Annotated in this window: 12 protein-coding genes; 7 read left to right on the top strand and 5 right to left on the bottom strand. The window is 38.8% G+C overall.

Features of this window, described 5'->3' with window-relative positions:
* The first annotated feature begins 36 nt into the window (after positions 1-36).
* From BN1080_RS01945 to BN1080_RS01955, 3 genes are read left to right on the top strand one after another with little or no spacing between them, the layout of a single operon-like run.
* The gene (locus tag BN1080_RS01945) at positions 37-1,629 is read left to right on the top strand and encodes a type I restriction-modification system subunit M (RefSeq protein ID WP_052650025.1); all 1,593 of its coding nucleotides are present in this window, start codon (positions 37-39) and stop codon (positions 1,627-1,629) included.
* On the top strand, positions 1,619-2,848 hold the full coding sequence (locus BN1080_RS01950) for a restriction endonuclease subunit S (RefSeq protein WP_052650027.1): 1,230 nt from the start codon (positions 1,619-1,621) through the stop codon (positions 2,846-2,848). The genes BN1080_RS01945 and BN1080_RS01950 overlap by 11 nt, the downstream gene beginning before the upstream one ends.
* Positions 2,849-2,870: 22 nt before the next feature.
* Positions 2,871-6,038, top strand: coding sequence for a type I restriction endonuclease subunit R (locus BN1080_RS01955; protein WP_052650029.1), 3,168 nt, complete (start codon positions 2,871-2,873; stop codon positions 6,036-6,038).
* Positions 6,039-6,211: 173 nt separating this feature from the next.
* Here BN1080_RS01955 and BN1080_RS01960 read toward each other — a convergent pair whose 3' ends face one another.
* Together BN1080_RS01960 and BN1080_RS01965 are read right to left on the bottom strand one after the other, a co-directional pair.
* Entirely contained in the window at positions 6,212-6,412 is a 201-nt protein-coding gene (locus tag BN1080_RS01960; RefSeq protein ID WP_052650032.1) for a hypothetical protein, read from the bottom strand.
* A 1,401-nt stretch (positions 6,413-7,813) separates the two neighbouring features.
* On the bottom strand, positions 7,814-8,617 hold the full coding sequence (locus BN1080_RS01965; protein WP_052650034.1) for a hypothetical protein: 804 nt from the start codon (positions 8,615-8,617) through the stop codon (positions 7,814-7,816).
* Positions 8,618-9,052: 435 nt separating this feature from the next.
* Here BN1080_RS01965 and BN1080_RS17135 point away from each other — a divergent pair, with 435 nt between their 5' ends.
* Positions 9,053-9,319 (top strand): hypothetical protein, encoded by a 267-nt coding sequence (locus BN1080_RS17135; RefSeq protein ID WP_199876575.1) that lies wholly within the window; start codon positions 9,053-9,055, stop codon positions 9,317-9,319.
* A 38-nt stretch (positions 9,320-9,357) separates the two neighbouring features.
* Here the strand turns inward: BN1080_RS17135 and BN1080_RS01975 are convergent, their stop codons facing one another.
* From BN1080_RS01975 to BN1080_RS01985, 3 genes are all read right to left on the bottom strand, one after another.
* Positions 9,358-10,386, bottom strand: coding sequence for an ATP-binding protein (locus tag BN1080_RS01975; RefSeq protein ID WP_052650038.1), 1,029 nt, complete (start codon positions 10,384-10,386; stop codon positions 9,358-9,360).
* A 252-nt stretch (positions 10,387-10,638) separates the two neighbouring features.
* Complete coding sequence (locus BN1080_RS01980) at positions 10,639-11,256, bottom strand: recombinase family protein (protein WP_052650040.1); 618 nt, start codon at positions 11,254-11,256, stop codon at positions 10,639-10,641.
* A 387-nt stretch (positions 11,257-11,643) separates the two neighbouring features.
* The gene (locus BN1080_RS01985; RefSeq protein WP_052650042.1) at positions 11,644-11,958 is read right to left on the bottom strand and encodes a hypothetical protein; all 315 of its coding nucleotides are present in this window, start codon (positions 11,956-11,958) and stop codon (positions 11,644-11,646) included.
* Between the two features lie 296 nt (positions 11,959-12,254).
* On the opposite strand from BN1080_RS01985, the gene BN1080_RS01990 reads away from it, so the two are divergent.
* The 3 genes from BN1080_RS01990 (at position 12,255) to BN1080_RS02000 (ending at position 15,530) form a co-directional block, all read left to right on the top strand.
* Positions 12,255-12,581 carry a nucleoside triphosphate pyrophosphohydrolase gene (locus tag BN1080_RS01990; protein ID WP_052650044.1) on the top strand — a complete coding sequence of 109 codons (327 nt, stop codon included), beginning with the start codon at positions 12,255-12,257 and terminating at the stop codon, positions 12,579-12,581.
* A complete protein-coding gene (locus BN1080_RS01995; RefSeq protein ID WP_052650047.1) occupies positions 12,574-15,003 on the top strand; it encodes a DEAD/DEAH box helicase family protein in 2,430 nt (809 codons plus the stop codon). Before BN1080_RS01990 ends, BN1080_RS01995 begins: the two co-directional genes overlap by 8 nt.
* A 74-nt stretch (positions 15,004-15,077) precedes the next feature.
* Positions 15,078-15,530 (top strand): DUF4357 domain-containing protein, encoded by a 453-nt coding sequence (locus BN1080_RS02000; RefSeq protein WP_052650049.1) that lies wholly within the window; start codon positions 15,078-15,080, stop codon positions 15,528-15,530.
* Positions 15,531-15,539: the final 9 nt, after the last annotated feature.

The raw sequence follows: 15,539 nt of genomic DNA on the forward strand, positions 1-15,539 counted from the left end.
ATGAATCTAGCAATTAGAAAAAGTGAGGAAAACAACATGAGTGGATTAAACACAATATTATTTAGTGCTGCAGATAACTTGCGCAGCAAAATGGACGCGTCAGAATACAAGAACTATTTATTAGGTCTAATTTTTTATAAATATCTTTCGGATCGACTACTGGTAAAAGTGGTTGAACTTTCAGAGGAATCGTTAGAAGAATACTACACTGCTGATAAGCAAACCGAATTATATAAGACATTATTAGCTGATGAAGACATCAAGAGCGATTTGATTGAAACCTTGGTCGACACGTTGGGCTATGACATTGAGCCCGCGTACCTTTTCAATGTCTTGACGAATCAAGCAAAACAAAACACATTCCAGTTAAACGATCTCAACAAGGCATTCATTGACTTGTCGACAAAATACGACCAGTTCAATGGCTTATTCGACGATGTGGATTTAACGTCTAAAAAATTGGGGTCCGATGCACAACAACGAAACATCACGATTACAGAAGTCATCAAGAAATTAAACCCAATTAACCTCTTAGGACACGGCGGAGATGTCATTGGGGATGCGTATGAATATTTGATTAGCCAGTTCGCCTCGGAAGCTGGCAAGAAAGCTGGAGAATTCTACACACCTCATGAAGTTTCGGTCATGATGGCAAGGATTGCTGCGATGGGACAAGAAGACAAGAAGTTATTTAGCGTATACGATCCGACGATGGGATCAGGTTCCTTGATGTTGAATGTCCGAAACTATATCCACCATCCAGAGAGTGTGAAGTACCACGGACAGGAACTCAACACCACAACGTTTAACCTGGCCAAAATGAACTTAATTTTGCATGGGGTCGATAAAGAAGATATGCGCCTAAGTAACGGTGACACCTTGAACAAGGACTGGCCAACGGATGAACCGTATACGTTTGATTCAGTGTTAATGAATCCTCCATATTCAGCGAAGTGGTCTGCAGACGATACGTTCTTAGATGATTCACGCTTTAATCGATTTGGGAAACTGGCACCGAAATCCAAAGCCGATTTTGCGTTTCTCCTGCACGGGCTTTACCACTTGAAAGATTCAGGAACGATGGCAATCGTGTTACCACATGGCGTATTATTCCGGGGGGCTGCGGAAGGGGTTATTCGAAAGAAATTGCTGGAGGATGGTAGCATTGACGCGGTCATTGGCATGCCAGGTAACTTGTTCTTTGGAACAACAATTCCTACGGTCGTCATCATCTTGAAGAAAAATCGGGAAAAACGGGATGTTCTATTTATCGATGCAAGCCACGACTTCATCAAAGGAAAGAGTCAGAACAAATTGTCCATTGAGAATATCGACAAGGCTGTAGAAACGTATCAAAATCGAGAGAGTATTGAAAAATATTCTTATGTAGCGAGTTTTGAAGAAATCGAAGCGAATGAGTTCAACTTGAATATTCCAAGATATGTAGACACGTTTGAAGATGAAGAAGCTATAGAGATGGGGTTGGTTGGAGATAGTATTCGAAAAATTCGAAAAGAAAAAGAAGAACTCGAATCAAACCTGTATGAAATGGTTTCTTCACTTCAACATAGCGAAGAAGATGAAGAGTGGATTAAAGGTGCATTAGAGGTGTTCAAACGTGAAAAATAATCAAAGACCGACGCTGCGTTTTTGTAAGTTTAGTGAAGACTGGGAACAGCGTAAGGTCATAACTTTTTCAGAAGAAACTTTTGGCGGCGGAACTCCCAAGACGTCAGTTAAGGAATATTGGGATGGAAATATTCCGTGGATACAAAGTTCAGATTTAAAAGAACATAATGTTGCAGAAGTTGTTGTGAAGAAAAAAATAACTGAAAATGGATTAAAAAATTCTGCTACTAAACTAATTCCTGGAAATTCAATAGCAATAGTGACGAGAGTTGGAGTTGGAAAAATTGCGTTAATGCAATTCGAGTACTCAACAAGCCAAGATTTTCTTTCACTAAGTAATCTTAAAGTTGATGAATGGTTTGGCGTATATTCATTATATAACCAGCTCCAAAGAGAATTAAATAATGTACAAGGAACTTCTATAAAAGGAATTACTAAAAATGAACTTTTAGATAAAGAGATCAATATTCCAGTTAGCTTAGAAGAACAGAACAATATTGGGAAGTACTTTAAGCAACTAGATGAAATAATTATTCTTCAGCAGCAAGAATTAGACGCGCTCAAACAAACCAAACAAGGCTTCTTACAAAAAATGTTCCCAAAAGAAGGAGAGACTGTGCCAGAACTTCGTTTTCCTGAGTTTGTAGAAGATTGGAAGGTTGAGACTTTAAATAACGTAGCAAATTATCGAAGAGGCTCTTTCCCACAACCTTATGGAAATAAGGAATGGTATGACAAGGAGCACGGAATGCCTTTTGTCCAAGTTGTCGATGTAGATAAAAATCTCAAGTTAGTCGATAATACTAAACAAAAAATCAGTAAATTAGCTCAACCCAAGAGTGTATATGTTGAAGCCGGAAGAGTAGTTGTTACTTTGCAAGGAAGTATTGGCCGAGTTGCTATTACTCAATACCCTTCTTATGTCGATAGAACATTATTGATTTTTGAAAACTATAAGTTTCCAGTGGACACGTTTTATTTTGCGTACAGTATTCAGCTACTATTTAATCGGGAAAAAACTAAAGCTCCCGGAGGAACAATTAAAACAATAACGAAAGAGGCTTTAAGTAGCTTTCCCATTTTTCTTCCTAATATAGAAGAACAAATTCAAATAGGTAAATTCCTTAAACAGCTAGATGATGTCATTGCTCTCCAAGAACAAGAACTTGATGCCCTAAAACAAACCAAACAAGCCTTCCTGCAAAAAATGTTCGTCTAACCGAATCGAAAGGAGGAAACCCATGACCACAATCCCACATACCGATGAAGTCGAAGTGGAACGTCGTTTGATTCAAGTCCTCGGCGAAGGGCATAATCAGTGGAACTACAGGCCTGAACTTAAATCAGAAGAAGATCTTTGGCAGAATTTGCGGTCGAAGATTACGCGGAACAACTTGGCGGAACTTGGCGAACACCCACTGTCCGATCAAGAATTCGAGACCATCAAAACCGAACTGTTGTCGAAAACGAAAACGCCGTTTGATGCGGCGCGCTGGCTCAAAGGAGAGAATGGCATTGCGCGCATCACGTTAGAGCGAGAAGATAGCACCCTCCCGTCGCTGTCCTTGGTCTTGTATTCCAACCAAGACATCGGGGGAGGCATCTCCACGTATGAGGTAGTCCATCAAATCGCGAAACAAAAAGTGGACGACGATGGACGTGATCGCCGGTTCGACGTGACGCTGCTCATTAACGGCTTGCCGATTGTGCAAATTGAATTGAAACAAGCCACCTCCAAAGACGGCGTGTACCAAGCGTACAATCAAATCAAAAAATACGCAGAAGAAGGCATGTTCCGAAATAATATTTTCGCCACACTTCAGTTGTTTGTCATTTCAAATGAACAAACCACGCGTTATTTTGCGAATGCATTGCCAAAGGATATGCACAAGAAATTTCTCTTTAGCTGGCGTACGAAAGATAATCGAAAAGTAGATAACCTGTATGAATTCGTCAAGCAAGTCTTAAACATTCCTGATGCGCACCGGTTGATTGCGAATTACACGATTGTGAGTGAAGACCAAGACAACAAAGCGCTGATGGTTCTGCATTCGTATCAGATTCACGCGATTGAAGCGTTGTTCACTTCGGCGATTAAACACCAATCTGGCTATGTGTGGCATGCCACGGGATCGGGGAAAACGTTAACGAGCTTTGTCTCGACTAAGCTTCTTGCTCGCAAGGCTGGCGTTGATCGCACCGTAATGTTGATTGACCGGAAAGACTTGGATAGTCAAACGACCTCGGAATTCACAAAGTTTGCTTCTGAATTCAATACCGGCATTTCGTCCGGTACGGCCAAATCGAACAGCTTAATTGTCGGGACAGGAAGCTCCAAAGAGTTGAGCGATACCTTACTATCGAGTGCCAATTCGAATACCGTGATTATCACCACACGGCAAAAACTAGAAAATGCACTCCGGTATGCAGAGAAACAAGAAGCCGACAAAGGGACCCAGCGTTTTAACAAGCTGATGAGCCAGCACATCGTCTTTGTGGTGGATGAATGCCACCGAGCGTTAAGTGCGGAAGGTATGGAAGAGATTAAACAATTCTTCCCCAATTCCACGTGGTTCGGTTTTACCGGTACGCCCATCTTTGAAGAAAACAAAAAGCAAGCCAAGGGTCGCTTGGCGCGCACGACGCATGACCAATACGGCGAAGTACTACATACGTACACCATTAAAAATGCCCTTGATGATGGTGCGGTTCTCGGCTTTCAAGTGGAACATGAAGATACGATCGAACCGACATCGCTCAGTAATTACATTTTTAATCAGCTGCGGCCACAAGAGAAGTTCTCAGAGCTCAGCGATAACGAACTGAATGATTATATTGATGAAATGGATGGACTCGAAAAGGAAGCGTATCTGGAAGCTAGCTTCTTTGATAATGATGAGCATATTGAAAAAGTACTGCACAAGATTTTCAGGCCGGATAATGCTTACACAAAATTCGACTTTCAAAACGGACGTCCTCAGAAATCAGCGATTCTCACCACCAGTTCGATTGAGATGGCCAAGCGCTATTATCAAGCCATTAAGAAGATGACTGCAGATCCAGACTGGATGATGAGCGAGTTTCAAGGACACCCGATTCGAACAGGACGAACGATTGAAGATCCTGATTTCCCCCGGATTGCGATTACTTATTCATTGCAAGAAAATGAAGAAGATTCAAAGGAAAACCAAGATGAAATGAAGGCTATTATTCAGGAGTACAACGACTACTACAACACCTCGTGGTCGATTGAAGACCTCAATCGGTACAATGGTGATATCAACAACCGGTTAGCGCGGAAACGGGCAGAATTCAAACAGGTTGGGAAGCAAGTTGATCTGGTCATAGTCGTAGACCGACTGTTAACGGGCTTTGATGCACCGACGGTTCAAACCTTGTTTGTGGATCGCAACTTGAGCTACGCGAATCTGATTCAAGCCTTTTCACGTACCAATCGAACCTACCCTGGAAAGACTAAAGGGTTAATTGTGACGTTCCGAAAACCCGTGACTATGGAAGAAAATGTGCGAGCTGCCACGAAGTTGTATTCCGAAGCCCAAGAAGAAAATCAACTCGTGTATCCGACGTATGACGAGTCGAAAAAGCGCTTCAAAAAAGCACACAAATTACTGAGTGCGAAAGTGCCCGATCCGTCGAAAATTGATGAACATTCACCGATTGAAGAACGTATCCAGTTTATCGGAGCTTTCCAAGAGTTGAGTAACGCCTACGAAGCCTTGGTGACCTATGATGATTATAATGACGATATGGAGAAATCCGCTGCATTACGCGAGCAAGTTGAAACTCTGGAAGCTTATGTCGGAACGTACAATACGGTGAAAGGCTCGTTAATTGTGGACATTGAACCGGGAGACGATGACGAACCCAATCCAGACTTCTCCGAGATTGAATTTTTTGGGGAGAATGCGAGCATAACGTACGACATCGATTCAGCTTATATCAACTTGTTGCTGGAAACGTACGCAGCGAATAACCAAGACGTCCGTGAAGAGATTGAAACAGCCTTACAGAAACTCAACAAATCAACCGTGGTGAAAGAAGTGTACCGTGGGATTTTGAATGCGATTGATACAGGTGAAGTGGATGAAAGTGAAGATGTGTTTGTGGTGAAGAGACGCTTCTTCACGCAATCATTTAACCGGGCAATTCAGGAATTCGCGGACACATGGTTTGTCTCGGAAAGCGAGCTGCAGTTGTCGGCGATTCAATACGAGGTTGGATCCCAACCTGTTCCAAATATTAGAGGGATTCTGGAGAGTAAACAGTTTGCTGAATACAAAAAGGCGAACCCATCGGTCAGCCCATTAAAATATGGTCCAGAAATGAAACGTCAGTGGACGCAGTTGCTGGATGAGGTCATTGTGCCATTAAGGGACGAGTTGCGATAAAGTTTTGGCAAAATTATACCCGATTTTTAGAAAAAGAATGTAAAAATGAATGAACTGAACCCCAAATGATAGTCACTGAAAAAGTGACGACACTTGGGGTTCATTTTCTTTGTATAGGAGCTTATTAATTATGATCACTTCATTAAAGTATTCGTAGGTATGTGGCAGGTATCTCAATCATCAGAATCCCAATGCTCATCGCCGACAGCGGCATCAGCAAACTCACGTATAGCTCGATCTACTCGAGACTGGTATTCATCATCAAGTTTATTATAGTCAGCGTTAAACTCAGCTTCGTCCATTCCCTCAAAATTTCCAATCAGTTTGGTTGTAATTTTTCTTTGCCACGAATCACTATATTGTTTGTTATCCATTTTCAATCTCCTTCATTTTTATAAAGATGTTTATAATAATTTCATTTATTGCCTCTTAATCAATGATATTTGCACTTGAAATACTATTTTTGAATCCACATTCCGTACATGGCCAAATGTACTTATGGTCGTCAAAATTATCTTGGTCGTTTAAATGTGCGTTGCAACGATCACAATACCAATCGATATCAGGAAATCTTTCTCCCATTATTAAGAACCTCCGTTCTTTGAATTTACTACCCAAAATAGTGAAATTCCTTCGTTAAGCGAAATTAATGGCTGTAGTCCGCTTCGAAGGAGCACACCATGGTCTACATAATTATCACAATATTCCTTAAAATTTACAATCATTTTTTTGAAATTAAATGGATTGATATTTACTATCTAATGAATCAAAAACGATGGTATTTTAGAGTGATGAGAAGAAGTTGGATATTTTCTTCTTTTTCATTACTTTTTTATATCAAAACTCATATCAAAAACTATATATCTTAAATGGATGTTTTTGATATGACTATTCAAACTAATAATAAAAAATAAAGTGCCCTATAATTATAGGGCATGCTCGAATTAGTACAATCGACTAATCGCTGAATTTACTTCTTACAGAAATTTAAATATAAAAAATATTCTAATAAAAGTTGTCAGTAGTAAAAGATATCAATCGAAATTATTGCAAGCGATTAAGATGTTATGCGCTGGTTATAAATTTATTGTTTATAAATTAAATAAGTTGGCCAAGTCCACAAAGTGACTGACTGAAATCGCAAGACTGCTTCGAGAAAAAGGTATAGAGTTTATTAGTATCTAAGATGATATCAATAGGGACGGCTGCAGGAAAAGTCATGTTTGGAATGTTATCGATTTTAAATGAATTTTAAGGGGATATTATTCACATATGGGTAATGGCTGGATTAAAGACAGCACTTGCAAGAGGAAAAAGGAGGAGAGATCAAAAGTAAATTATCGAAACCTAATTAAGGAATGGCACTCTATCACTCACAATGTATGAACAATAAAGAAATAGAAAAAGCTAAAGGTATCGCAACAACTAATTTGTGAGAAAGAGGGATTTTCAAATCAGAGAGCACTAGAGCAAGCCTTAAATAGTTAACACCCCCCTTTATAATGTGCTAAGTCGCATAGTAAAGGGGGGGCTTATTTTCGCAATTCATTATCCTTATCAATAACAGCTGCTACTTTAGGATTTGTAATCTATTCATTCAAGAAGTACTTAACGATTAATAAAAATTTTCTTAGCATTTACATACAATTCTTTTTCTTCAATAACAGAGTATGTAATATTTAAATGATTTCAAAGTGGTCAGTTTCGTAGACATGATTAACTCTGTTTCCAAAATAGTTCCCCCCAATTCAATTTTTATAATAACATTAAATTTTTTAATTAGAATTTTCTACATCTTGAACAACAAGTTTTTCCTCAATTAGATAGTAATCTTGTATCCTCTTCTGAAGTTTAGAGTATTCAATATACATTGGTTCGTATCTTTCTAAAATACCTTCTTGTATATATTTATTTTCAAAATTTGGATCGAGATTTTCATCGATAGACTCAGCTAAATTATTTGGATTATAAACATAGTCCTTAGTAATAAATTCTACTATTTCTTCATGTATTTTATCTAGTTGCCAGATTAAATTTGTGAAGTCCTTAAATATTTTGATTGGCACATATTCAGAAGGTATTCCCTCGAGTACATCTTTGAATTTCTTAACTTCATTTACTCTTTCTTTTACTCCTGAAAGATTATCATTGGCTATATACAAAGCAGTTGTTTTCATGTGTTGATTCTCTTCTTTTTCTGCTCTTTCTTCATAACTTCTATGGCCAAGCATCATAGATTGTAATGAATTAGTTCCATGTAATAAGTGTTCCATTTTATTAAAATAATTATTAATTTTCAAATAGGTTCTAATGTAATTATCGATAAATACTTTATTCTGTTCTCTTCTCAGTTCATCGACTTGCATTTTTGCTATATAATACGCAACAATTCCACCTAAGATTCCCCCAATATATCCTCCATGGAAACCTACCCAAGCATCTTCCGTTCCAATTGTATATTTTCCTAAAGGGATGTTTAAAAGCAAGCCAATAAAAAATGGTATTATGACTATTAATGAAATAAAAAAAATTACTTTTCCACTAAAAGTTCCAGTTAACTTCAAAAACCAGTCTTTCATTATTATCCTCCCTTATTATAAAAACTCATCTAATGCATCTGCTGTTCATTGATTCACCGCATGCTGATCCTGCTCGAACACCTTCTCCAGATAGATCATTATGGTTTCCATTTTCTCATGGCCGAGCGACAGCATGATATCGATTAGATCCGCTCAAACGAGATGTGATAGTGAACGCATGGCGGAAAAGGGAAGTGTCAGCTGCGCCTCGATGCCATCCAGCTCGTCCTTCCGTACCGATGCGCAGCCCATCCGCAATGTTTTCTTCAATATAGCTTACCCGATGCAAATACTGAAAGAACGATTTGAGAATCTTCGTCTTGCGGACAATAGTTGCCGGGCTGTACTTCCTTTTTTCTATACATGAGAGCTCTCGGTCATCAGCCACTTCTGGTAGTGTCGCAGGTGATGTGATTCTAAGAACTTGAAAAGGGATTGCCCACGAATTTCTGCGATATCGATGTCTATGGTGGCGCTGTGGACAAGCAATTTCCAGATAAAGCTGCTCAATTCCCGTTCGTATTCTTTTTTTGTTCGATGGGTGTGGTCATTCGAGGCATGGGCGTGTTTCTGTTCTTGAATGTACCATACCAGGATTTCCCTATTGTTGAAATCGGCAAACCGGTTTGGCTTCGCTTCATCGGTCACGTCTTTTTCACCTGCAGTTGCGCCATCAAAGCAACTGCAATTTTCATCAATTGATGATATTTAATTTTGAATACTAAGAAAATGAAGACGTTTTAATCAAAAGACTTCTTTGATGCTGATGAAGCTTTTGTTAAAGCAAAATCACTATAGCTAGTAGCAGCATGAAACTCTCCTTCATTAATAATTTGTTCGATATCAGATCGGGTAAGAGTTTCTAATTGGTCAATATTTACTCTTAATCTAACAGCGGTTCCAGAGTGATAAAGTTGATATGAATAACTTCCTTCAGAATTCAAAAGAATTGCAGAATCTCCGGAACAGATAAAGAATGAGCCATTCCTTCTACTTATTTCACTTGCTATATATAAACCGAACCCTGAATGATTCCAACCTCCGTCCAAATGTCCCCGTTCAATTCCATTATGAATAAAAGCTTTGCCAGAAATTGAAGGCTGAATAGCGAGGGTCAAAGCTGCAAGCTCATTTGGAATAGTGAGGTAAGGATTTACTTTCAATGTTTGATTAATTCCTACTCCTTCGTCAAGAATAGCAATTTCAATTTCTCTTTTATAGCTCCAACACTGTGCACAAATCCAGACACGTTCAGTTTCGCTGTGTTCAACAGTATTTCGGAGAATTTCATTTAAGCATCTAAAAACGGCATGTTTTATTTCTTCATTTCCAAAACATAATATTTCGGCCATTTCTATGGCTTTTCTCCAAATCACTTGTTGGACTATGCCATTATCACTTTCGTATGATTCTATTCTTAGTTGCTTTACATCAATCATTGTGATTGGAAGATAAGTAGAACTACCTGATGCTTCTCCGGGTTTCTTACCGTAGCTTAGGCCAAAACTTTCAAAAAAACCCATGTGCGAAGCATAGGTATTGGATTCATGGTTAAGAGCTCTAAACTTTGTTTCTGGAAATTTAATTCTCAATTCTCTTAATCTGCTCGAAAAAAGCAGCATTGCTAAAGGTTCAACTCGATTCATAGATCCGAAATCGAAAACTATAATATCCTTATTCTCAAAATTTTCTTCCTCAAAATATACAGTAATCATATTCTTTAACGTCAAATTTTGTACATTTAAATAGTCAATTTTAGGATCTTCCAAAAAGTTTCCTCCTAATGAATATTCTAATTAAATCAACTTTTCGTTTTCATAGTAGCGAGAAGTATTCCATATGCTGTAAATTATACAGGTATACCTGTACTTAGTATACGCTACAAAAGATTGAATAATTGAAATAAGAAAAACCTTAAGATGCCACTCCATCTTAAGGTTTTTAGATTGACTAGAATTTCTAAGACATACCATTAAATTTCATTGTTTATATTGTCAATTTTGCAATATGAGTTTCTACTATTATATAGTATTGGCTATTTCTTCTTCGACTGCTTTTACTAATTTATAAAAACTAGTCTTTTTAACTCCGGCTTCTTGCATGGCTTCAACTGCTGTTAGCTCTTTAGCTTTCCACTTTCTATAAACCTTTTTAAATTCCTCTGAAACAAAAACGGTTGGTCTGCCAAACTGAATACCATTTTGCAATGCTAAGTCGATTCCTTCACGCTGCCGTTTGCGGATGCGTTCTCGTTCTTCTTCAGCCATCCAAGAAAGAATCTGCAAAACCAGATCCGCAATAAATGTCCCCATGCTGTCTTTGTATTGCGTGGTATCCAGTAGTGGCATATCCAGCACTACAATATCTGCTTCAATATTTTTCGTGAGGTCATTCCATTCCTGGAGGATCTCTTCTTTGTTCCGGCCGAACCGATCCAAGGAGTGGATATACAAAATGTCTCCTTTTCTAATAACTCGTTTCAATAATTGATAGTTCGCACGTTCAAAGTTTTTTCCACTTTGCTTGTCCAAATAAATGTCCCGTTCAGTGATGCCTATTTTTCTCATGGCCTCCAATTGACGGCCTTCGTTTTGATCCTTGCTGCTGACGCGTATGTAACCGAATTTGCGATGTTCCATAATTCACCTCTTTAAACGATTCTTTTCCTTTCATTATACCTGAAAAGCGTTCGTAAAAGTCTATGCAATTTTGCGGACGTTCGTAAAGTCATTTGACACGTTTACGAACGCTGTTTTCGATCGTTTTTGCCCATTTTTAAAGCGTTCGTAAAAGTGTACTTTAAAGAACTGTATTGATTATAGTGAATTCAAAACCTTTTAATCTTATTCCATAAGAAAGAAAAATATTAAGCGAACTAGTGTCAATATTTATTAATATTGTTAACAACATGCAATTAAATTAAGTATTATACAGTTGAAATATACGAAAAAATGAATATTTTAAAAAATATTTCCGAAATGCATTAGTAAAAATATTTAATTAGCGGTAGATAACGTATAAGTGTTTTACTGAAGAAAGGGATTGTTCTTTTGCCATCCATTCATTAAAAGTAGTAGATCTAAAGCAGACATTTTAGGCAAATCACTGATGAATTGCTTGGCCATAGAATAATTGGAAAATGAAAATGCTTCAAGTTCTTTCTGAATATGCCATTCTGAATTATTTTCGTATATTAAATAAACTCTAATAATAGGTTGTTTAGAAGAATGGAAGTAGTCTTCACCAGCAATTAAAATTCCAAAATTCGGATGACTAGGACTTAAAAGAGTATCGATAATTTTTATATTTTCATGAAATCTTCCTTTGAAATTAATAGACATTAATATTCCCTCTTTTCTTAATTGAAATAATCATATTCTAAATAATTGGTTGGTACAATAGTATGGAAAATATTATCAATATTTTGCTAAATATTTATTTCTATTGTGCACTTATTCTTTTATTAAAAAATTTTTTGAAGATGAAACTAAAATAACAATAGTTCTAATAGAAAAGTTAATATCTCAAATAATTTAAAGCTGCTCTGGAAAAACATATCTAGAATATTTTTTTGAATCAAACTAAGTTATCTATATAATTAACTCAAGCCATTCTAAATATGAAAAGAGGAGTTTCCTTGCCAATCCACAATAAACTAGTCCGTGATTACATCCCGGAAGTCATACAGAAGACCAATAAAGAATTTTCAATGCGTATTTTATCGGGAGAAGAATATGAAAAAGAACTAAAAAAGAAATTGTCGGAAGAACTTACAGAGTATGTGGAAGCAAATAGCAATGAAGAAGCGGTCGAGGAGTTGGCCGATATTTTAGAACTGCTGCATGCAGCTGTAAAACTTCACGGTTTATCTTTCGAAGAGCTGGAAGAAGTGCGTAAGAAAAAAGCAGAAAAGCGCGGAAGGTTCGAGAAGCGCGTTTTTCTTATCGAGGTTGAAGATGACTAAGCTGGAATTAGTCACGTCTCAATTACTTTCTCACTTGGGGAGATTATCTGAAGAGGCAGTTGAGATCAACTGGGTGACGGCATTTGCTATGAAATCTGGTGTCAAAAAGATTCTCCCATTTTTGAAGCAAGCTGCTGACAGGGAAGTACCGATTAAACTACTGGTAGGCGATTATTTATTTGTTACGCAGCCTGATGCCTTGCAAATGATTCTGGAAGAGTTACCTTCAGCGGAAGTGCGTATTTGGAAGAGCGGGGGCACTTCTTTTCATCCGAAATCTTATTTGTTTCGAGGGAGAGATGTGTCTCATTTAATCGTAGGTTCTTCCAATTTATCTGCTTCTGCGCTGACTACAGGAGTAGAGTGGAACTTGATTGCGCCGACCTCTGTTGATGCGGAAGCCTTTGAAGAGGCAACGACGCAATTCCTTAAAAGCTTTTATGCAGATCAGACGATTCCTTTGAATCGGGAGACCCTTGATGAATACCGCTCTTTACATAAAAAAGCGAATTTAAAAAATCCAATCAGTCCCGTATGGTCGGAAGCGGAAGAAGTGGAAATGACGGTTGGACCAAGTATCCCGCAAGAACCGGAAATTGCGGAAAGTGCTGCTTCGTATGAAGTGGACATTACGCCGAGGCCCGCCCAACAGGAAGCGTTAGCGGCACTGGAAAATGCTATGGCTGAAAACTATAGCCGGGCGATGGTCGTTCTTGCAACGGGGCTTGGCAAAACCTATTTAGCTGCATTTTTTGCAGAAAGATTTAAACGAGTGTTATTTGTCGCACACCGGGAAGAAATTTTGATTCAAGCGGAAGCGTCGTTTAGACATGTTCATCCAAACCGATCGAGTGTTTTTTACAATGCATCCGAGAAAAAAACAGAAGTCGATTTTATCTTTGCTTCCATTTATACACTGGGCAGTGATTACCATTTGAATCGGTTCGAGAAAGATGCTTTCGATCTGATCGTTGTGGATGAATTTCATCATGCGGCTGCCCCTACATATGAGCGGTTATTAAACCACTTTGAACCTCAATTTTTATTGGGAATTACTGCGACACCGGATCGAATGGACAATAAAGATGTATACGCCTTATGTGATGGAAATGTTGCCATCTCGATTCATTTTCTGGATGCGATTGAGTGGAACTGGCTGGCGCCTTTCCAATACTACGGCGTCTATGATGATACGGATTATTCGGCAATTCCTTGGCGCGGTACTCGTTACGACGAAGAAGAACTCCTGCAAATTCAACTGCGCGAAGATTTTGCAGAAAAGATTTTTGAAGAATGGAACCGGTACAAGCAAACGAGAACGATTGGCTTCTGTTCTTCTGTCAAACAAGCCGTATTTATGAATCACTTTTTTCAACGGAAAGGAATTCGGTCAATCGCACTCCACGGAGGATCACATTCGAGTGAAAGAAGGACTGCCCGAACTAAATTGGAAGCCGGGAAACTGGAAATGATCTTCACAGTGGATCTATTTAACGAAGGGGTAGACATTCCGAAAGTGGATACGCTGCTTTTTATCCGCCCGACCGAATCATTGGCGGTTTATACGCAGCAAATCGGACGCGGCCTTCGAATGGCAGATGGAAAATCACATTGTGTCATCATTGATTTTATCGGAAACTATCGCAATGCAGATTTGAAGCTGGCCGTTTTTGACAAACAAGAAAAAGCAGTTGGCAATAAAGCCATCGAACCGTTCGTGCCAGCCGCATGTGAGTTCAACTTGGATTTGCAGGTAATCAATCTTCTGAAAGAGATGCGGAAGAAGAGAGCCCCGCGAAAAGAATCTATTGTCATCGCTTATCACGACTTGAAGAAAGAGCTGGGCAAGCGCCCAACGTATTTAGAGTTCCATCTTCAGGCGAACATCGATTCCAAAATCGTGAAACAGGAATTCGGAAGCTACATCGGCATGCTGGCATATGCCGATGAATTAAATGAGGAAGAAAAAGACTTATGGTTAAAGTTCAAACATTGGTTTATTGAGCTGGAAAAGACCGGGATGACGAAGAGCTACAAAATGGTGGTTTTGAGTTATATGCTGTCGAAAGGGCCGGAACATTGGCTGGATGCTGTGACACCAGAAGAAACCGCGCCGTTCTTTCATCACTATTTAACGGAAAAAGATTACCGGCTGAATACGGATTTTAATGATGCACAAGGGAAAAGGCTGCGTCAGTATGATGAAAAGAAAGTCGCGTACCTGATTTCAACAATGCCAATGACCAAATGGAGCGGCAGTGCAGCAAACGGTTTAATTACTTATTCAAACAACGAATTTAAAATTCATTTAAATCCATTGGCAGTTGAAAAGGAGCTCCTATATAACTGGACGAAAGAAATTACAGACTATCGGTTGCACGCTTATTTCGAAAGAAAGGCAAATCTTTTGCCGGTTAATTAACAAATAGGTATCTCTTAGAGCCAATTATCTCTATATAACGAGTAAAAGAACGACAAACTCGAGGAGATGATCAAATGGCACAGGAGATCTATGTGAAAAAGGTAATAAACGAAAAGTATGGCGAACTTTATCAGTTTTTAAGAGTGGACTTAGAAACAGGAAAAGAAGAAGCGGTTTTTCCGTTTGAAATGGCTCCGTTTCCTGAAGTTATCCTTGAGGAGGAGCCGGAGCTTCTGACGATCCAGTCGAAAAGAGGGGCGGATGCCGTCGGCTATTATAAAGCTTCGAGCTTTGTCGTCAAACAAGGATCGAAGTTTGCAGCGTCGACGTCGCCCAAATGTCCGAAGAAGTACATCAAACTGCGGGAAACGCTGATTTTGGATAAAAAACTGGTCCCGCTCCATAACCAATTGCTGGTCATGGAAGATATCGAATTTGATACGCCGATGGCTGCCATGGGAGCGGCAATCGGCGGCTGGGTCAGAGGACCGCATGATTGGAAAGAGCAAGTAAAGAAAACAACATAATACAAGCCA

This window comes from Planococcus massiliensis (genome assembly GCF_000821325.1).
In the GTDB taxonomy this organism is placed as follows: domain Bacteria; phylum Bacillota; class Bacilli; order Bacillales_A; family Planococcaceae; genus Planococcus; species Planococcus ruber.